General features: G+C 63.2%; 18 protein-coding genes. 7 read left to right on the top strand and 11 right to left on the bottom strand.

The annotated features are described in order from the left end of the window. The first annotated feature begins 6 nt into the window (after nt 1-6). Complete coding sequence (locus tag CAG44_RS04500) at nt 7-1,335, top strand: MFS transporter (protein WP_085589083.1); 1,329 nt, start codon at nt 7-9, stop codon at nt 1,333-1,335. A 188-nt stretch (nt 1,336-1,523) separates the two neighbouring features. On the opposite strand, the gene CAG44_RS04495 is transcribed toward CAG44_RS04500, so the two are convergent. Together CAG44_RS04495 and CAG44_RS04490 are read right to left on the bottom strand one after the other, a co-directional pair. Further along, nucleotides 1,524-1,850: an AzlD domain-containing protein gene (locus CAG44_RS04495; RefSeq protein WP_085691658.1), complete on the bottom strand. Its 327-nt coding sequence runs from the start codon at nt 1,848-1,850 to the stop codon at nt 1,524-1,526. Beyond that, nucleotides 1,847-2,581 carry an AzlC family ABC transporter permease gene (locus CAG44_RS04490; protein WP_085691657.1) on the bottom strand — a complete coding sequence of 245 codons (735 nt, stop codon included), beginning with the start codon at nt 2,579-2,581 and terminating at the stop codon, nt 1,847-1,849. Before CAG44_RS04490 ends, CAG44_RS04495 begins: the two co-directional genes overlap by 4 nt. Nucleotides 2,582-2,702: 121 nt before the next feature. Here CAG44_RS04490 and CAG44_RS04485 point away from each other — a divergent pair, with 121 nt between their 5' ends. Together CAG44_RS04485 and CAG44_RS04480 are read left to right on the top strand one after the other, a co-directional pair. Beyond that, nucleotides 2,703-3,581: a LysR family transcriptional regulator gene (locus CAG44_RS04485; protein ID WP_085691656.1), complete on the top strand. Its 879-nt coding sequence runs from the start codon at nt 2,703-2,705 to the stop codon at nt 3,579-3,581. A gap of 91 nt (nt 3,582-3,672) precedes the next feature. Continuing rightward, nucleotides 3,673-4,671 (top strand): diguanylate cyclase, encoded by a 999-nt coding sequence (locus CAG44_RS04480; RefSeq protein ID WP_085691655.1) that lies wholly within the window; start codon nt 3,673-3,675, stop codon nt 4,669-4,671. A 243-nt stretch (nt 4,672-4,914) separates the two neighbouring features. Here CAG44_RS04480 and lpdA read toward each other — a convergent pair whose 3' ends face one another. Genes lpdA through CAG44_RS04455 form a run of 4 tightly spaced genes read right to left on the bottom strand, consistent with a single transcriptional unit; the run spans nt 4,915 to nt 9,876 of the window. Then, nucleotides 4,915-6,294 carry a dihydrolipoyl dehydrogenase gene (gene lpdA, locus CAG44_RS04470; protein WP_085691653.1) on the bottom strand — a complete coding sequence of 460 codons (1,380 nt, stop codon included), beginning with the start codon at nt 6,292-6,294 and terminating at the stop codon, nt 4,915-4,917. 2 nt (nt 6,295-6,296) lie between these two features. Then, the gene (locus CAG44_RS04465) at nt 6,297-7,583 is read right to left on the bottom strand and encodes a dihydrolipoamide acetyltransferase family protein (protein WP_085691652.1); all 1,287 of its coding nucleotides are present in this window, start codon (nt 7,581-7,583) and stop codon (nt 6,297-6,299) included. Then, a complete protein-coding gene (locus CAG44_RS04460; protein ID WP_015271253.1) occupies nt 7,584-8,642 on the bottom strand; it encodes an alpha-ketoacid dehydrogenase subunit beta in 1,059 nt (352 codons plus the stop codon). A 1-nt stretch (nt 8,643) separates the two neighbouring features. Continuing rightward, nucleotides 8,644-9,876 (bottom strand): 3-methyl-2-oxobutanoate dehydrogenase (2-methylpropanoyl-transferring) subunit alpha, encoded by a 1,233-nt coding sequence (locus CAG44_RS04455; RefSeq protein ID WP_085614551.1) that lies wholly within the window; start codon nt 9,874-9,876, stop codon nt 8,644-8,646. 198 nt (nt 9,877-10,074) lie between these two features. On the opposite strand from CAG44_RS04455, the gene bkdR reads away from it, so the two are divergent. Beyond that, the gene (bkdR, locus tag CAG44_RS04450; RefSeq protein ID WP_012273540.1) at nt 10,075-10,560 is read left to right on the top strand and encodes a Bkd operon transcriptional regulator BkdR; all 486 of its coding nucleotides are present in this window, start codon (nt 10,075-10,077) and stop codon (nt 10,558-10,560) included. 93 nt (nt 10,561-10,653) lie between these two features. Here bkdR and CAG44_RS04445 read toward each other — a convergent pair whose 3' ends face one another. After that, the gene (locus CAG44_RS04445) at nt 10,654-11,235 is read right to left on the bottom strand and encodes a hypothetical protein (protein ID WP_085691651.1); all 582 of its coding nucleotides are present in this window, start codon (nt 11,233-11,235) and stop codon (nt 10,654-10,656) included. Nucleotides 11,236-11,482: 247 nt separating this feature from the next. On the opposite strand from CAG44_RS04445, the gene CAG44_RS04440 reads away from it, so the two are divergent. Then, entirely contained in the window at nt 11,483-12,823 is a 1,341-nt protein-coding gene (locus CAG44_RS04440) for an MFS transporter (protein ID WP_003257254.1), read from the top strand. Between the two features lie 341 nt (nt 12,824-13,164). Here CAG44_RS04440 and CAG44_RS04435 read toward each other — a convergent pair whose 3' ends face one another. From CAG44_RS04435 to flgA, 4 genes are all read right to left on the bottom strand, one after another. Then, nucleotides 13,165-13,908, bottom strand: a complete 744-nt coding sequence (locus CAG44_RS04435; RefSeq protein WP_025340106.1) for a flagellar brake protein — start codon at nt 13,906-13,908, stop codon at nt 13,165-13,167. Nucleotides 13,909-13,988: 80 nt separating this feature from the next. Then, complete coding sequence (locus CAG44_RS04430) at nt 13,989-14,456, bottom strand: flagella synthesis protein FlgN (protein ID WP_039612676.1); 468 nt, start codon at nt 14,454-14,456, stop codon at nt 13,989-13,991. 49 nt (nt 14,457-14,505) lie between these two features. Further along, the gene (flgM, locus tag CAG44_RS04425) at nt 14,506-14,820 is read right to left on the bottom strand and encodes a flagellar biosynthesis anti-sigma factor FlgM (RefSeq protein WP_085691650.1); all 315 of its coding nucleotides are present in this window, start codon (nt 14,818-14,820) and stop codon (nt 14,506-14,508) included. A 164-nt stretch (nt 14,821-14,984) separates the two neighbouring features. Beyond that, on the bottom strand, nt 14,985-15,737 hold the full coding sequence (gene flgA, locus CAG44_RS04420) for a flagellar basal body P-ring formation chaperone FlgA (RefSeq protein ID WP_015271246.1): 753 nt from the start codon (nt 15,735-15,737) through the stop codon (nt 14,985-14,987). A gap of 77 nt (nt 15,738-15,814) precedes the next feature. Between flgA and CAG44_RS04415 the strand changes: the two genes are divergently transcribed. Together CAG44_RS04415 and cheR are read left to right on the top strand one after the other, a co-directional pair. Further along, nucleotides 15,815-16,744, top strand: a complete 930-nt coding sequence (locus CAG44_RS04415; protein ID WP_039612677.1) for a chemotaxis protein CheV — start codon at nt 15,815-15,817, stop codon at nt 16,742-16,744. 51 nt (nt 16,745-16,795) lie between these two features. After that, nucleotides 16,796-17,623 carry a protein-glutamate O-methyltransferase CheR gene (gene cheR / locus CAG44_RS04410; protein ID WP_015271244.1) on the top strand — a complete coding sequence of 276 codons (828 nt, stop codon included), beginning with the start codon at nt 16,796-16,798 and terminating at the stop codon, nt 17,621-17,623. Nucleotides 17,624-17,777: the final 154 nt, after the last annotated feature.

Raw genomic sequence — 17,777 nt, 5'->3', positions numbered from 1 at the left:
AAACCCATGACCAATAAACATAATATTTCCCTGGAAGACGCCCCGCTCAACAGCTTCCACAAGAAGCTCGCCATCTACTCCTCGGGTGCGCCGTTTCTGGATGGCTATATCCTGAGCATCATTGGCGTGGTCCTGGTGCAACTCAGCCAGTCGCTACAACTGTCCGTGCTCGAAGAGGGCCTGGTAGCCGCCGCATCGCTGGTTGGCATGTTCTTCGGCGGTTTCGTCGGTGGGCTGTTTACCGACAGGTTGGGCCGCAAGACGCTGTATGTGCTGGTACTGGTTGCACTCACGCTGTTTTCTCTCGGCCAGTTCTGGGTCACATCAGCCGCCGCACTGATTGCCCTGCGCTTTGCTCTGGGTGTCGCCATTGGCGCCGACCACCCACTGGCGACTTCGCTGCTGGCCGAGTTCCTGCCGCGCAAGCAGCGGGGTTCGATTCTCGCCAGCCTGGTGATGATGTGGTTCGTCGGTGCTGCCATGGCCTATGTGGCCGGTGAGTTCATCCTGCGCAGCATGGGGCCGGAAGCCTGGCGCTGGGCCTTGGCGAGTGCGGCGGTGCCTGGCGTGCTGTTCCTGATCATGCGCGCCGGCACCCCGGAATCGGCCCGTTGGTTGCTGAGCAAGGGGCGCATCGAAGAGGCCGACCAGGTAGTGAAAAGGGTTTATGGCAACAGCTTTTCCATCACCGACCTGGCCGAAGCGCCGTCGATTCGCAAGGTGTCGGTCTGGTCGCTGTTCCACTCCAGCTATGGCAAGCGCATCTTCTTCGTCAGCATGTTCTGGACCTGCTCGATCATCCCGCAGTTCGCCATCTACGCCTTCGCCCCGAAGATCCTTTCGGCCATGGGCCTTACCGGTGACCTGGCGGCGTGGGGCGCTGTGGCGATCACCGTCATCTTCGTGTTCGGTTGCTTGCTGGGCGTGAAGCTGATCAACCCCATGGGTCGGCGCAACATGCTGATCCACAGCTTCCTGTGGTCGGGCCTGGCCTTGCTGCTGCTGGGGCTGTACCCGGACGGGGCAGGGCTGGTGACCCTGGCGCTGTTCGGCAGCTATGCATTGTTCATTGGCGGGGCGCAGGTGTTGCAGTACGTGTACCCGAACGAACTGTTCCCAACCGAGGTTCGGGGTTCGGCCGTTGGCCTGGCAACCTCCTTGTCGCGTATCGGTGCCGCCATCGGCACCTACCTGGTGCCCATGTCGCTGGAGTCGCTCGGCATTGCCAACACCATGATCGTGGCGTTCGGCATTTCGATGGTCGGGCTGCTCTGCACCTGGCTGATGGCGCCGGAGACACGCTCGCTGGACCTGGCCAAGGCCAGCGCGGTCTGATACTGCAAGAAGCCACCGAGCGGACGCTGGCCGTGTAGGAGCGGCCTTGTGTCGCGAAAGGGCTGCGCAGCAGCCCCGGCCATGTCAGCTGTGAAGCCAAAATCCTGGGGCCGCCTTGCGGCCCTTTCGCGACACAAGGCCGCTCCTACAGGGGCCGTGTAGAGCAGGAATATCAGCGCTGACGCATCCTACATCCCCAAATGCTTCAAGGCCCACAGCACTCCCATGCCCACAATCAGCGTCAGCATCGTGCTGCGTGTACGCCACGCCACCAGCGCGGCCAGTATCGCTGCCGGTATCTGCGGGTTCATCCAGTCGAACCCCGCCTGCCGGTCAGGGAATACCACGGCCGGCAGTACCAATGCCGCCAGCACGCTGGCCGGCACATACGCCAGGGCGCGGCGAAACAGTGGGGGGATGCGCAGCACCGTGTGCAACTCGATGAACGACAGGCGGATGGCGAAGGTGCCCAGGCCGATCAGAATGAAGGTTATCCACTGGATCGTTTCGCTCATGATGCTTCCTGCTCGGTATTGGCGTCTGCCACAGTTTGCTGTTTTTGCCAGCTCTCGATGGCCAGCCCGGCGATGATGCCGCCCAGCGCGCCAGCCAGCAGGCCGAGGTTGTAGGGCAGGTTGGCGGCCAGCACGGCGAGCACGCCGCCGGTCAGTGCTGCGCCAAGCGTGGCCGCATTGCGAATGCCGGGTATCAACAGGGCCAGGAATGACAATGGAATGGCAAAGCCCAGCGACCAGTCTTCAGGAATGCTCGCGCCCAGGTACATGCCCGCCAGCACCGAGAGGTTCCAGCCGAAGAACATGGTGATTGCCGTACCGGCATAGTAGGGGTAGGCATACTGCCCGAGCCCGCCGGAGCCCATCTTCAGCGTGCACAGGGCGAAGGACTGGTCTGACAGCATGTACGCCATCGGCCACTTGTGGCGGCGCGGCAGCTGGCCCAGGTGCGGGGCCAGGCTGGCGCTGTACATCAGGAAGCGCAGGTTGATCACCAGTGCGGTGACTACCATGGTCACCGGCAGGGCGGCGCTTTGCATCAACTGCATCACCACCATTTGCGCCGAACCGGAGTAGAACAGCAAGGTCATGCCGATGGCATCGGTTGGCGACAGGCCCATGCCGATCGCCGTGACCCCGGTGATCAGGCCGAAGGGCACGATGCCGGAGGTCAATGGCAGGGCGCTGTGGGCACCTTGCCTGAACGCTTGGGTCCCGTTTGGATACGGCATTTGAAATCCTTGAAAGTGTGCAGACGGTGCAAGGGCGGTACGTCCACGTTAATGCGCGCGACAGTTGGCCTCAACGTCAGATTTCTGGAATGGTAGGCCTAAAAAAAATAGGCCTGAAACCGTGTACCTCGATACTCCTACCCGGCACTCGCTGCAGCTCAATGCCCTGCGTGCCTTCGAAGCGTCAGCCCGCCTGGGCGGTTTTGCCCGTGCCGCACTCGAGCTGAAGGTGACCCCAGGGGCCATCGCCGCCCTGGTCAAGACCCTGGAAAGCGAATATGGCGCAGCCTTGTTCGAGCGCCATGCCAAAGGCGTGCGCCTGACGCCCTTGGGCGAAAGCGTGAAAGGCCAGTTCACCGAGGCGTTCGACGCAGTGGAAGCCGCTGCACGCACACTGCGCCGCCTGGCCGCACCGCAGCGGGTGCATATCGTCACATCGCCTGCCCTGGCGCAGTTGTGGATAGGGCCACGCCTGCCGGAACTGACCCGGCTGCTGGCACCCATCGAGATCTCGGTGACGGCGGTGGATGAGCCGCCCAACCTGAAGCGCAGCCCGTTCGACCTGTGCCTGTTCTACACCGAAAAGCCCGAGCGCTGGCAACGCCGGATAGCCACGGAAGAAGTCCTGCCCGTGTGCGTGCCGGCCCTGGCCGCCAGCATCGCCAAGCCCGAGGACCTTGCCGACGCCCGTTGCATCGCCGACGTGGGCTGGAACGACTGGGCGGTGTGGACGGGGGCGGTGATGCCCGGGCACAAGTTCGTTGCCCGTGGGCCGGGTTTTTCCCTGTACTCGATCGCCCTGCAGCAAGCCTTGCTGGCCGCCGGGGTGCTGATAGGGCGCAGAAGCCTGGTGCAACGCTACCTCGACAGCGGCGAACTGGTCGCCCCCATCGACCGCGCGGTGCCACTGGGCATGACCATCGCCACATGGCGGCTGCCCGGTGCAAAGGGCAACCAGGTGGTTGCCGCAGTGGAGGAGGCGCTGTTGCATCTGGCTTGAGCGTCCTCGATCCATGCCTGTCTTCAGCGCCGCAAAAACAGGGCGTCGGGGCTATTCTGTTCGGGTGCGCCAGAAGCCAGGGAGAGCGTCCATGAGTCAGGAAACCCGGCCGGTACCCGCCGGCTTCAGTGAACAGCAGTTGCATACGTTGTTCGATCTGATCAGCGATGGTATCTGGGACTGGAATGCCAATACCGGCTACGTCTATCGCAACCCGGGCTGGTACGCCATGCTCGGCTACCCCAGCCACTCCATGGCCAACTCGGTGCTCACCTGGGAAAGCGTGATCCACCCGGAGGACTACCCGCGGGTGATGGCGCATTTCGAGGCGTACATCAACCAGCGCAACGAGCATTACCTCGTCGAATACCGCTGCCGTTGCCACGATGGCAGCTACCTGTGGATCGAAGACAGCGGCTACATCATCGCCCATAACGAGGACGGCTCGGTGGCGCGCATGCTCGGTGCCCACCGCAACATCGACGCCAACAAGCGCCTGGTGGCGCAACTGGAGCAGAGGAACCAGTCGCTGGAAAGCCAGGTGGCCGAACGCACCCGCGAGCTGTCCTGGGTGAACCAGCAGTTGCAGCGGCAGCTGGACGAAAACCGCGAGCTGGCCGAGCGCGACGCGTTGACCCGCATTGCCAACCGCTATCGGCTGGAGAAGGCGCTGCAACTGGAGTGCGAGCGTGCACAGCGCTTTCGCCAGCCGTTATCGCTGATAGCCATGGACCTGGACGACTTCAAGCCGATCAATGACCGCTATGGCCATGCCCGTGGCGATGCGGCGCTGGTGCGGGTGGTCGACGTCCTGCATACCTGCCTGCGGGCGCAGGACCTGCTGGCGCGCTGGGGTGGGGACGAGTTCGTCATCGTATTGCCGCAGGCCTCGCTGGGCGAGGCGCTGGAAGTGGCAGCACGCTTGCGCCAGGCGATGGTGCAGGTGGAGCCGGTGGGCGATTGCCGGCTGACCATGAGTTACGGCGTGGTGCAATGGCAGGAAGGGGAGGACCAGCATGCACTGCTGGCGCGTGCCGACACGGCGCTGTACCGGGCCAAGGATGCTGGCAAGAACGCGATAGCCGAATAGGCCGCCTGGCGCAGATCCCCTGTAGGAGCGGCCTTGTGTCGCGAAAGGGCTGCGAAGCAGCCCCAGGGTTTCAGCGAGGATGCACAAATTGCCGGGGCTGCTTCGCAGCCCTTTCGCGACACAAGGCCGCTCCTACAGCGGTCGCGCTAGCTTCAGCGTCTTGGACCGCCGTAAGGCCTGAATGAAAAAAGACCCGCAACGCCTGGGGCGCTGCGGGCCAAATCGGCCTCGGCCGCTTCAGTGTCAGATATGCAGGGCGTGGCCCAGGGCGCGCAGTGCCGCTTCCTGTACCGCCTCACCCAGGGTCGGGTGGGCATGGATGGTGCCGGCCACGTCCTCCAGGCACGCGCCCATCTCCAGCGACTGGGCAAACGCCGTCGACAACTCGGAAACCGCCACGCCAACCGCCTGCCAACCCAGGATCAGGTGGTTGTCACGGCGCGCCACCACCCGCACGAAACCGCTTTTCGATTCCAGGCTCATGGCCCGGCCATTGGCAGCAAACGGGAACTGCGCGACGATGCAGTCCAGCCCTTGCTGGCTGGCTTGTTCCGGGGTCTTGCCGACCACCACCACTTCCGGGTCGGTGAAACACACCGCGGCGATCGCGCTGGGTTCGAAACGGCGTGCCTTGCCGGCGATGATCTCGGCGACCATCTCGCCCTGGGCCATGGCCCGGTGCGCCAGCATCGGTTCGCCAGCCACGTCGCCGATGGCCCAGACATTGCGCATGCTGGTCTGGCAGCGTTCGTCGATGGCGACGGCGGCGCCGTTCATCTTCAGGTCCAGGCACTCCAGGTTGAAACCTTGCGTGCGCGGCCGACGGCCCACGGCCACCAGCACCTGGTCGGCTTCCAGGCGCAATTGCGCACCCTGGCCATCACGGGCCAGCAGGCAGCCGCCCTCGTAACCCTCGACGCTGTGGCCCAGGTGCAGGGTGATGCCCAGCTTCTTCAGCGATTCGGCCACCGGTGCGGTCAGCTCGCTGTCGTAGGTCGGCAGGATGCGCTCGCGCGCTTCCACCACGCTGACCCGTGCGCCCAGCTTGCGGTAGGCGATGCCCAGCTCCAGGCCGATATAGCCGCCGCCCACCACCACCAGGTGCTGCGGCAGGGTTTTTGGTGCCAGGGCTTCGGTCGAGGAAATGATCGGCCCGCCCAGCGGCAGTATCGGCAGTTCGACACTGCTGGAGCCAGTAGCCAGCAACAGGTGCTCGCACTGGATACGCTGGCCATCGACCTCGACCTGCTTGCCGTCGAGCACCTTCGCCCAGCCATGGATCACCTTGACCCCGTGCTTTTTCAGCAGGGCGGCGACGCCGGTGGTCAGGCGGTCGACGATGCCGTCCTTCCAGGCCACGCTCTGGCCGATGTCCAGGCGCGGCGAGGCGACGCTGATGCCCAGCTCCGACGGGCCGGCAAAGCGCGAGGTCTGGTGGAACTGCTCGGCGACGTGGATCAGCGCCTTGGACGGGATGCAGCCGATGTTCAGGCAGGTACCGCCCAGTGCCTGGCCTTCCACCAGCACGGTGGGAATGCCCAGTTGCCCGGCACGGATGGCAGCCACGTAGCCGCCAGGGCCGCCGCCGATGATCAACAGGGTAGTCTGGATAGTCTGTTGCATGCTCACTCCACGAACAGGCAGGCGGGTTGTTCGAGCAGGCCGCGCACGGCCTGGATGAACAGCGCGGCGTCCATGCCATCGACCACGCGGTGGTCGAACGAGCTGGACAGGTTCATCATCTTGCGCACGACGATCTGGCCGTCGATCACCACAGGCCGCTCGACCATGCGGTTGACGCCGACGATCGCCACCTCCGGGGTGTTGACCACCGGTGTGCTGACGATGCCGCCCAGGGCGCCCAGGCTGGTCAGGGTGATGGTCGAACCGGACAGCTCGTCGCGGCTGGCCTTGTTGTTGCGGGCTGCGTTGGCCAGGCGCGAGATCTCGCCGGCATTGCTCCACAGGCTGCCAGCTTCGGCATGGCGCAGCACCGGCACCATCAGGCCGTTGTCACCCTGGGTGGCGATGCCCACATGCACCGCGCCATGGCGAGTGATGACCTGGGCTTCGTCGTCATAGGTGGCGTTGATCTGCGGGAAGTCGCGCAGTGCCACGACCAGGGCACGCACCAGGAACGGCAGCAGGGTCAGCTTGCCGCGGCTGTCGCCGTGCTTGCTGTTGAGTTGCTGGCGCAGGGCTTCCAGGGCGGTGACGTCGATTTCTTCCACATAACTGAAGTGCGCGACCCGGCGCTTGGCATCCTGCATGCGCTGGGCGATCTTGCGGCGCAGGCCGATCACCGGCACCTGCTCGCTGTCGGTGCGCTTGGCATAGCCGCTCGACGCTTGTCCGCCAGTGCTGTGCGGCTTGCTCATGAAGGCGTCGAGGTCTTCGTGCAGGATGCGCCCGGCCGGGCCGCTGCCATGCACGTAACGCAGTTCGATACCGGCATCCAGGGCACGCTTGCGCACCGCCGGCGAGGCCAGCGGCTTGTCGCCTGGCTGGCGCGGCACGATCGGGGCTGCCTCGTGGTTGACGGGCGCCTGGCACGCGGCCGGTCTTGCTTCCTTCTGCGGTTCTGGCTTGGCGGCTACCGGGGCAGCGGGGGCTTCGACCTGTTCGGGCTTTGGCGCATCCTTGGTGGGCACATCCACATGGTTGCCGCTGCCTTCCACTTCGATGCGGATCAGCTCGCTGCCGACCGCCATCACTTCACCGGGCTGCCCACCCAGGGCCAGCACCTTGCCGCTGACCGGCGAAGGGATTTCCACGGTGGCCTTGTCGGTCATGACGTCGGCCACTACCTGATCTTCGGCGATCATGTCGCCGACCTTGACGAACCACTCGACCAACTCGACCTGCGCGATGCCTTCGCCAATGTCCGGCATCTTGATGACGTGCGTGCCCATTCAGACCTCCATGACCTTTTTCAATGCCGCACCTACCCGCGAAGGCCCTGGGAAGTAAGCCCATTCCTGTGCGTGGGGGTAGGGGGTGTCCCAGCCGGTGACGCGCTCGATCGGCGCCTCCAGGTGGTGGAAGCAGTGTTCCTGCACCAGCGACACCAGTTCGGCGCCGAAGCCGCAGGTGCGGGTGGCCTCGTGTACCACCACGCAGCGGCCGGTCTTTTTCACCGACTCGACGATGGTCTCCAGGTCCAGCGGCCACAGGCTGCGCAGGTCGATCACCTCGGCGTCGACGCCGGTTTCTTCGGCGGCCACCTGGGCCACGTACACCGTGGTGCCGTAGGTCAGCACGGTCACGTCATTGCCGGGGCGGGTAATGGCCGCCTTGTCCAGCGGCACGCTGTAGTAGCCATCGGGCACGGCGCTTTGCGGGTGCTTCGACCACGGCGTGACAGGGCGGTCGTGGTGGCCGTCGAACGGGCCGTTGTACAGGCGCTTGGGTTCCAGGAAGATCACCGGGTCATCGCATTCGATCGAGGCGATCAGCAGGCCCTTGGCGTCATACGGGTTGGACGGCATGACAGTGCGCAGGCCGCACACCTGGGTGAACATCGCTTCCGGGCTCTGGCTGTGGGTCTGGCCGCCATAGATCCCGCCACCGCAGGGCATGCGCAGCGTCAGCGGGGCGATGAACTCGCCGGCCGAACGGTAACGCAGGCGCGCCATCTCGGAAACGATCTGGTCGGAGGCCGGGTAGAAGTAGTCGGCGAACTGGATTTCCACCACCGGGCGCAGGCCGTAGGCACCCATGCCCACGGCGGTGCCGACGATGCCGCTCTCGGAGATCGGCGCGTCGAACACACGGGACTTGCCGTACTTGTTCTGCAGGCCTTCGGTGCAGCGGAACACGCCGCCGAAGTAACCGACGTCCTGGCCGTAGATCACCACATTGTCGTCGCGCTCGAGCATGACATCCATGGCCGAGCGCAGGGCCTGGATCATGGTCATGGTAGTGGTGGCCATGGCGGTTTCCGGGTTGATGCTGTTGTTGTGGTCGTTCATCTCAAACCCCCAGTTCCTGGCGTTGACGGCGCAGGTGGTCGGGCATTTCCTTGTACACGTCCTCGAACATCGAGGCGGCACTCGGGATGTGACCGTTGGCCAGGGTGCCGTACTGCTCGGCTTCCTTCTGCGCGGCGATCACCGCGGCTTCCAGCTCGGCAGTGGTGGCCTGGTGTTCTTCCTCGGACCAGTGGCCGATCTTGATCAGGTGCTGCTTCAGGCGGGCGATCGGGTCGCCGAGCGGGAAGTGGCTCCAGTCATCGGCCGGGCGGTACTTGGACGGGTCGTCCGAGGTCGAGTGCGGGCCGGCACGGTAGGTGACCCACTCGATCAGGCATGGGCCCAGGCCGCGACGGGCGCGTTCTGCGGCCCAGCGCGAGGCGGCGTACACGGCGACGAAGTCGTTGCCGTCAACCCGCAGCGAGGCAATGCCGCAACCCACGCCACGGCCGGCGAAGGTGGTCGACTCGCCACCGGCGATGGCCTGGAAGGTGGAGATCGCCCACTGGTTGTTGACCACGTTGAGGATCACCGGGGCGCGGTACACGTGGGCGAAGGTGAGGGCGGTGTGGAAGTCCGACTCGGCGGTTGCGCCGTCGCCGATCCACGCCGAGGCGATCTTGGTATCGCCCTTGATCGCCGAGGCCATGGCCCAGCCGACCGCCTGCACGAACTGGGTCGCCAGGTTGCCGCTGATGGTGAAGAAACCGGCGTCGCGTACCGAATACATGATCGGCAGCTGGCGGCCCTTGAGCGGGTCGCGCTCGTTGGACAGCAGCTGGCAGATCATCTCGACCAGCGACACGTCGCGGGCCATCAGGATGCTTTGCTGGCGGTAGGTGGGGAAGCACATGTCGGTGCGGTTCAGCGCCAGGGCCTGGCCGCTGCCGATGGCTTCTTCACCCAGGCTCTGCATGTAGAAGGACATCTTCTTCTGGCGCTGGGCGACCACCATGCGGCTGTCGAAAATCCGTGTCTTGAGCATGGCGCGCATGCCCTGACGGAGAACTTGCGGGTCGATGTCTTCGGCCCACGGGCCTTGCGCGTCGCCTTGCTCGTCGAGCACGCGGATCAGGCTGTAGGACAGGTCCGCGGTGTCGGCAGCGTCGACATCGACTGGGGGTTTACGGGCTTGACCTGCATCGTTCAGGCGCAGGTAGGAGAAATCGGTCTGGCAGCCTGGCCGGCCGGTAGGCTCGGGCACATGCAAACGCAGGGGGGCGTACTCGTTCATGCTTTTTACGCTCGCTCGGGTATTTGTTTTTGTGAGCTCTGAAGCGGCCGCCGCTGAGTACCGGCTTGTGACTGGTAGGTCAGCGTCCCCTACATCTTAGTGGGCCGGCAGGAGAATTTTTCTCTCAAGTTGATTGCCTTTGCCGAGCAGGGCAGATAAACATTCCGCATAAACACAAAAAACCGGTGATTTTGTCTCATGCGCAAACTCGATCGTACCGATATCGGCATTCTCAACAGCCTGCAGGAAAATGCCCGCATCACCAACGCCGAGCTGGCCCGCTCGGTGAACCTGTCCCCCACACCCTGCTTCAACCGGGTGCGGGCCATGGAAGAACTGGGGGTGATCCGCCAGCAGGTGACCTTGCTGTCGCCCGAGGCGTTGGGGCTGGACGTGAACGTGTTCATCCATGTGAGCCTGGAAAAACAGGTCGAGCAGTCGTTGCACCGTTTCGAGGAAGAAATTGCCGAACGGCCCGAGGTGATGGAGTGTTACCTGATGACGGGCGATCCGGACTACCTGCTGCGGGTACTGCTGCCCAGTATCCAGGCACTGGAACGGTTCCTGGATTACCTGACGCGGTTGCCAGGGGTGGCCAATATCCGTTCCAGTTTCGCCTTGAAGCAGGTGCGCTACAAGACGGCCTTGCCGCTGCCGGCCAATGGCATGACCTTGCGGGAATAGGTGTGGCCTGACTGATGATTGGCCTTGGCAATGCCTCTTTGGTTCTGAGAGGCAGGGCACCTCCTGACAGGGCCTTCGCAGTGATGCCGGGTTTCAGGCTAGCCGGATGTTCTCCAGGTAGAACGTGAGTATCTCTCCCGGCGTTGCGCTTGCATTCAGAAATCTGTCAAAGGTGAGGGACAGGTCTGTGGATGCATCCTCAGGCCTTGTCGATGCAACACGATGGCCGTGTTTGTCGCGTAGGTAGAACGGAACGCTATCGGCGCTGTTCAGGTCGCCATTCCAATAATCTTGTGTATCGATTTTCCAGTAGTCGCCAAGCCCTGCCAGCTGCGGCTTGAAGTTCGCCACGGCGTCCGTGACTCTGCCGATCACGCCTGTCCCATACAGGCCGAGCCAGCCTCTGGAATTTTGCTCAAGCCTCGCGCCTGCGAATTTCCAGTGGTTGTTGCACGAGATGTAGTAGAGGTCCCGTCCCTTCTCCGATGTGATGTACTTGAAATCGAACGCGATACGTACGATCTCGTCCCGCGCATGCGCCTTTCGGTGATTATCGACGCACAACCAGCCGTCCTCATCCAGCCATGTGAATGGGTGTTGCCCGACGGATGATTCTGCAACTACCACTCGGCCTGCATGGGTATGCAGTTCGGCGGTGAAATCAGCTTTGATCATGTAACCTCCAGTCTCAGTTGCTCCCGGGATGGGACGAGGCAAGCTAACCCTTCGGCTGGTGAACAATGAGATGGAAACGCTTGGAGCGCAGCTTGGTCCGATGATGCAAGTGCATGATCACGACATGACCGACACTGGACGCGCCCTTGATTCACGATTTGTCAGGCAGGGGACTGCGCCGCAGCAATTTTGCTTTTATGCTTGGCTGCAACCCATCGCCACCTGACCCGGGAGCCGCAAGGGACCTATGCGAAATATATGGAAGCCGTTTCAGTCGTTGTATTTCGCCGCGCTGATGATGTTGATCGGCTCGGGCCTGCTCAGTACCTACCTGGCCCTGCGCCTGGCAGCCGATCATGTCGACAGCCTGTGGGTGGGTGCCTTGATGGCGGCCAACTACTTTGGCCTGGCGGTAGGCGGCAAGGTCGGCCACCGGTTGATTGGCCGGGTAGGGCACATTCGCGCCTATGCCACTTGCGCCGGCATCGTCGGCGCGGCGGTGCTCGGCCATGGCCTGACCAGCTGGTTGCCGGCCTGGGTCGGGCTGCGAATGATCGTCGGCCTGGGGATGATGTGCCAGTACATGGTCATCGAGAGCTGGCTGAACGAGCAGGCCGACGTGAAGCATCGCGGCGCGGTGTTCAGCGGCTACATGATCGCCTCGTACCTGGGCCTGGTGCTCGGCCAGCTGATCCTGGTGGTGCACCCACAGCTTGGCCTGGAGCTGCTGATGCTGGTGGCCATGTGTTTCACCCTGTGCCTGGTACCGGTCGCCATGACCCGGCGCATTCACCCGGCGCCGTTGCGCCCGGCACCGATGGAGCCGAAGTTCTTCATCAAGCGCGTGCCGCAGTCGCTCAGCACGGTGCTGGGTTCGGGGCTGATCGTCGGCTCGTTCTATGGCCTGGCGCCCTTGTATGCCTCCAGCCAGGGCATGACTACCGAGCAGGTCGGTCTGTTCATGGGTAGCTGCATCTTTGCCGGCCTGCTGGTGCAGTGGCCGCTGGGCTGGTTGTCCGACCGCTACGATCGGGCCGTGCTGATCCGCAGCGTGGCGGTGGGGTTGGCGTTGGCCTCGGCGCCGCTGGCGATGCTGCCCAGCGTGCCGCTGGAGTTGCTGTTCGGCATAGGCTTCGTGATTTCGTTGCTGCAGTTCTGCCTGTACCCGCTGGCGGTGGCGTTTTCCAACGACCATGTGGAAAGCGAACGGCGGGTGTCGCTGACCGCGATGCTGCTGGTGACCTACGGCGTGGGTGCCTGTATCGGGCCGCTGGCGGCAGGCGTGCTGATGAAGGTACTGGGCCCGCAGATGCTGTATGCCTTCTTCGTGTTCTTTGCCCTGGTGCTGGTGTGGCGCATTCGGCCGAAGGCGGTCACTGGGCTGCACCAGGTGCAGGATGCGCCTTTGGGCCACGTTGCCATGCCGGCTGCCGGTTCGCCACTGTCGGCGGCGCTGGACCCACGGGTGGATGAGCAGACGGTACAGGAGGTGATGCAGGCACCGGTGGCGGCGGAGGATACCGAGGCGGAAGAAAAGGGGGCTGACAAGGAGCCTGAGCCGGAAGGTGAGGTCAGCAAGTCGGTGTAGGCCTGTGCCGGCCTCTTCGCGGGCACGCCCGCTCCCACATGAAGTTGCGCCGGGCTCAAGGCTTGCGCTGTACCTGTGGGAGATCTGTCGCGTAGAGAACTGAATCCGCAAGCAGTACGCGTACCCTGTGGGAGCGGCTTTAGCCGCGAAGAATCCAACGCGGTGCATGGCACCGGCTGCGCCGGTGTTCGCGGCTAAAGCCGCTCCCACAGAGTCCCTGCTAATTCAATGAGTTATGTGCAGTTCTGTGGGAGCGGGCGTGCCCGCGAAAAGGCCGGCACAGGAGAAGCACAAATGAAAACGCCACCTTGATAGGTGGCGTTTTTGTACTCGGCCGACGATCAATAGTCGTCCTTGTCGAACCGCCGCGCTTCACGCTGCAACTGGTACACAAAGCTCTCGACCTTGCGCTGCGCCTGCCCGGTAAGGTTATGGAAGCGCACGCCGGCAAAGGTGGTGTTGATCCGCTCTTCATAGTGCAGGTGGCGCAGCTCGACCATGGTGTCGACCAGGCCCAGCGGGTTGCCAGCCTTGAAACGCTCGTACACCTGGCCCAGTTGCAGGCGATCCTCGACATTGCCTTCGAAGCGCAGCTTGCAGCCGGTGGCGGAGATGTCCAGCAGCTTGCCACGCAGGGCGCCGTTGCCCTTGAGGTGGGCGCCATCGAGGATGACATCGACCAGCTGCGACAGCTTCAGCGCGGCGCGGAAGGCATTGCGGCGCTGGTGGTAGGTCATTTCCAGAGGCATGGCGCCGCGGTAGCAGCGGTGGCCGTCGACTTCACTGATCTTCAGCTCGTGGTTGCAGTCCCAGGCGATGCGCACGCCATCGTGGAAGCCTTCGACGCGGAAGTGTTCGCCGTTCTCGATGAACTTTTCACCGTCACGCGGGATCATCTCGTCCAGCGCCAGGGTGTTGCTTTCACGGTCCACGTGCACCACGTAGCTCTGGAAGCGCTGGCTGCGGTCGTGGAAGGTGATGATCAGGGGGTCGTGGCTTTCCTGCAGCTGCCGCAAGTTGGCCGCAATCTCCAAAGGGGTGTTCAGCACCTTTGGCGGCTGCGGGGCATCGGATTCATTGAACACGGCTTATCGTTCTCCAGGCAAAAGCGACACACGCAATTAACGGCATTTTGCCAGTATGTTCCGTGCCTTGATAGAAAAAATCACACTTGGCTGAGCGCCCGTGGCTTGGCCAGTGGCGAGGTGCTGCCGCGGCTGTCGTAGAGCGACGGAGAATCGCCGCCCATGAGGATCCGGATCTGGTTGTTGGTGACGTGTTGCTGCACCTGGATGATCCGGCCATTGGTCTCGTTGAGCTGCTGGCAGGCTTGCATCAACTGGCTGATCACATCGAGTTGCTGCAGCAGCAGTTCACCGTTCGGCGATTGTGCCGCCACGGCCTCCACTCCGGCGCGATCAGGGCTCAGGCCAAGGCTGGCAAGCAGGTTGTTGCGCCGCAGGCCTTGCTGCTCCAGCAGCACGATCAAAGACTGCTTGCGGGCCAGGATATTCTCCAGTGGCGCCATGTCGCGGCCATGCAGGGCAATGGCCTCCTTCTGCAGGAGATCGAGCAGTTCCTGCATCGGGGCAATGTCATCTTCGATCAGTTGCAGCAAGGTGGTGTCGTGCATGGCTAACTCTTGGCTTTTCTAGCGTCCGTGAAGTCAGCGCGCCGAACGGTCAGCGCTGGACTTCGAAATCGAGCAGTTTGCTGGCGACCCGGCCGGCATCGACCTGGTAGCTGCCGTCGGCGATCGCCTGTTTCAACTGGGCCACACGGGCACTGTTGACCACTGGCTCGTCGCGCAGCTTGTCGCTGATCTTCTGCAACTGCTGGGCCTCTTGGCTGAGGTGTACCGCTTCTCCGCTGGCGCTGGTGGCGGTTGCCGCTTCCTGGCTGGCTGCCGGTTTTTCGGCGCTGCCGTTCGCGGTGTTGCCGCGCACGCCGCCCGTGACGGACGGAGAGTTATTCAAACGACTGAAGTCGATGACCATGATCAGAAACCTCTGGGTATTTGGACGCTTGCCTTGTTTTCGGCCAACCCGAAAGAAACTTTAGGCACAAATGCATAGCCGCCTGTCAGCAAGCTCGCGAACCCGTTTTCTGACACAGTTTAGGAAAAGCGGTTCCTCACCGCCAGCGCAAATCAATGGGCTGGCTACATACTTACCTCGACCTGGCCGGGGCCGGTCACCCTGGCTTTGATCACTCGTTTGGAATTGAGGTTGCGCACCCGGATCTGTTCGCTCAGGCCGCCCTTGCTCAGGGCTTCTCCGGGCATGCGCACACTCAGGCTGCCACTGCGGGCGATGATCACCACGTGGTCGCCCTTGCGCACCACCTCGGCCTGTTCCAGGTGTTGCGGGGTGAGTACCTGGTCGATCACCGTGGGGCGCAGCATCTTCATGCCCACCGCCTGCTCCAGTTCGGTCAAGAAGCCTTGGCCCAGGGTGCCGACATCGCGCTCGCGCAGGGCCACGTCGCCTTCGCCCACCACGTTGTCGCGCTTGAGCGGCCGGGTCACCACCACCACGTCGCGGAACAGCCGCACGGTGGCCGGCACGAACACGGTCCATGGTGCCGAGCCTTCGCAGCGTACCTTTACCGTGACGCGGCCCAGCGGCTGGGCCGGGCTTTCCAGCGAGGCGTCCAGCTGCTGGCTGCACAGTGGCATGCGCAGGCGCGGGTCCAGCGGGTTGACCTGGATCTCGTAACGGCCGGCGGTCTGGGTGGTGGCCAGATAATCTTCGACGCTGAATTCAAGAAACCCTTGAGTGACACCGATAAGCTGTTCAGGCAAGGTAAACGCGTCCGCTACCGTGCGAACGCCGGGCACCAGAAGGCACAGCATGGCCAGCGAGCCAGTCAGCAGGCGCGTCAATCGTCGGAAAAATGTCGTTTTCGTGTACATGGCGCTCAAAAAAGCAAAGCCCGTGCCGACTCGCTACCTGAGTTGCAACGAAAGGCTGAAACATAAAGGAGTCTGGCATGGCAGGTGTTATGGATTCGGTCAACCAGCGCACGCAGCTGGTGGGGCAGAATCGCCTGGAATTGCTGCTGTTCCGCCTCAATGGCGAGCAGCTTTACGGCATCAACGTATTCAAGGTCAGGGAAGTGCTGCAATGCCCTGCGCTGACCCTGCTGCCCAAGGCGCACCCGGTGGTGCGCGGTGTTGCCAATATTCGCGGGGCGACCATCCCGATCCTCGACCTGTCGATGGCCACCGGGTTGCGGCCGCTGCAGGAAGACACGCGCAACAGTTTCGTGATCATCACCGAGTACAACACCAAGACCCAAGGCTTCCTGGTGCACTCGGTGGAGCGCATCGTCAACATGAACTGGGAAGAAATCCATCCGCCACCCAAGGGCACCGGCCGCGACCACTACCTGACCGCGGTCACCCGGGTGGACAACCGCATGGTCGAGATCATCGATGTGGAGAAGGTGCTGGCCGAAGTGGCGCCGTCGTCCGAGTCGGTGTCGGCCGGGGTGATCGATGCCGAGGTGCAGGACAAGGCCGTGCTGCTGCGGGTGCTCACCGTCGACGATTCGTCGGTGGCGCGCAAGCAGGTCAGCCGCTGCCTGCAGACCGTGGGGGTCGAGGTGGTGGCGCTCAATGACGGCCGTCAGGCCCTGAACTACCTGCGCCAGCTGGTGGACGAGGGCAAGAAGCCGGAAGAAGAGTTCCTGATGATGATCTCGGACATTGAAATGCCGGAAATGGACGGCTATACGCTAACGGCGGAGATCCGCAGCGATCCGCGCATGCAAAAATTGCACATCTGCCTGCATACTTCGCTTTCCGGGGTGTTCAACCAGGCGATGGTCAAGAAGGTCGGTGCCGATGACTTCCTGGCCAAGTTCAAGCCGGACGACCTGGCCCAGCGGGTGGTCGACCGGATCAAGGCAACGCATTGAAGCAGCCGGGGGCAGGCCCCCGGCACCAGTGATTTAAAAGAGGCGGCAGTAGTGTCTACGGGTAATTTGGATTTCGAACAGTTCCGGGTCTTCCTGGAGAAAGCCTGTGGCATCCTGCTGGGCGAGAATAAGCAGTACCTGGTCTCCAGCCGTCTCAACAAGCTGATGGAGCAACAGGGCATCAAGAGCCTGGGCGAGCTGGTGCAGCGCATCCAGGCCCAGCCACGTGGCGGCTTGCGCGAGCAGGTGGTCGATGCCATGACCACCAACGAGACCCTGTGGTTTCGCGATACCTACCCGTTCGAGGTGCTGAAGAACAAGGTCATCCCCGAGTTCATCCGCAATAACCCCGGCCAGCGCCTGCGCATGTGGTCGGCAGCCTGTTCGTCGGGGCAGGAGCCGTATTCCATCTCGATGGCCATCGACGAATTCGAGCGCAGCAACCTCGGCCAGTTGAAGATGGGCGCGCAGATCGTTGCCACCGACCTGTCCGGCACCATGCTGACCAACTGCAAGACCGGCGAGTACGACAGCCTGGCAATTGCCCGTGGCTTGTCCCAGGAGCGCCTGCAGCGCTACTTCGACACCAAGGGGCCGGGGCGTTGGGCGGTCAAGCCGGCGATTCGCAGCCGCGTCGAGTTCCGCTCGTTCAACCTGCTCGACAGCTATGCCAGCCTGGGCAAGTTCGATGTGGTGTTCTGCCGTAACGTGCTGATCTATTTCTCGGCGCAGGTGAAGAAGGACATCCTGTTGCGTATCCACAGTACCTTGAAGCCGGGTGGGTATCTGTTCCTCGGGGCTTCCGAGGCGCTGAACGGGTTGCCGGACCATTACCAGATGGTGCAGTGCAGTCCGGGGATCATCTACCAGGCGAAGTAACCAAGAGGGCCGGCAGGGAAAGTTGCCGGCCTTTTTGTTTGCCTGTGCCGGCCTCTTCGCGGGCATGCCCGCTCCCACAGGCTGGCGCCAATACCTGTGGGAGCGGGCGCGCCCGCGAAGAGGCCGGCACAGGAAAAATACTGACGTCAATTTT

Origin of the sequence: Pseudomonas sp. B13(2017), assembly GCF_002113245.1 — a bacterium.
Classification (GTDB): domain Bacteria; phylum Pseudomonadota; class Gammaproteobacteria; order Pseudomonadales; family Pseudomonadaceae; genus Aquipseudomonas; species Aquipseudomonas putida_Z.
Note: the sequence above shows the minus strand (reverse complement) of the source record. Positions and strands in the feature narration are given on the sequence as shown.

What these genes read in the sequence shown, in the direction of transcription:
- CAG44_RS04500 (WP_085589083.1), top strand. Translation starts at nt 7, where the DNA reads ATGACCAATAAACATAATATTTCCCTGGAAGACGCCCCGCTCAACAGC.
- CAG44_RS04495 (WP_085691658.1), bottom strand. Translation starts at nt 1,850, where the DNA reads ATGAGCGAAACGATCCAGTGGATAACCTTCATTCTGATCGGCCTGGGC.
- CAG44_RS04490 (WP_085691657.1), bottom strand. Translation starts at nt 2,581, where the DNA reads ATGCCGTATCCAAACGGGACCCAAGCGTTCAGGCAAGGTGCCCACAGC.
- CAG44_RS04480 (WP_085691655.1), top strand. Translation starts at nt 3,673, where the DNA reads ATGAGTCAGGAAACCCGGCCGGTACCCGCCGGCTTCAGTGAACAGCAG.
- lpdA (WP_085691653.1), bottom strand. Translation starts at nt 6,294, where the DNA reads ATGCAACAGACTATCCAGACTACCCTGTTGATCATCGGCGGCGGCCCT.
- CAG44_RS04465 (WP_085691652.1), bottom strand. Translation starts at nt 7,583, where the DNA reads ATGGGCACGCACGTCATCAAGATGCCGGACATTGGCGAAGGCATCGCG.
- CAG44_RS04460 (WP_015271253.1), bottom strand. Translation starts at nt 8,642, where the DNA reads ATGAACGACCACAACAACAGCATCAACCCGGAAACCGCCATGGCCACC.
- CAG44_RS04455 (WP_085614551.1), bottom strand. Translation starts at nt 9,876, where the DNA reads ATGAACGAGTACGCCCCCCTGCGTTTGCATGTGCCCGAGCCTACCGGC.
- bkdR (WP_012273540.1), top strand. Translation starts at nt 10,075, where the DNA reads ATGCGCAAACTCGATCGTACCGATATCGGCATTCTCAACAGCCTGCAG.
- CAG44_RS04445 (WP_085691651.1), bottom strand. Translation starts at nt 11,235, where the DNA reads ATGATCAAAGCTGATTTCACCGCCGAACTGCATACCCATGCAGGCCGA.
- CAG44_RS04440 (WP_003257254.1), top strand. Translation starts at nt 11,483, where the DNA reads ATGCGAAATATATGGAAGCCGTTTCAGTCGTTGTATTTCGCCGCGCTG.
- CAG44_RS04430 (WP_039612676.1), bottom strand. Translation starts at nt 14,456, where the DNA reads ATGCACGACACCACCTTGCTGCAACTGATCGAAGATGACATTGCCCCG.
- flgM (WP_085691650.1), bottom strand. Translation starts at nt 14,820, where the DNA reads ATGGTCATCGACTTCAGTCGTTTGAATAACTCTCCGTCCGTCACGGGC.
- flgA (WP_015271246.1), bottom strand. Translation starts at nt 15,737, where the DNA reads ATGTACACGAAAACGACATTTTTCCGACGATTGACGCGCCTGCTGACT.
- CAG44_RS04415 (WP_039612677.1), top strand. Translation starts at nt 15,815, where the DNA reads ATGGCAGGTGTTATGGATTCGGTCAACCAGCGCACGCAGCTGGTGGGG.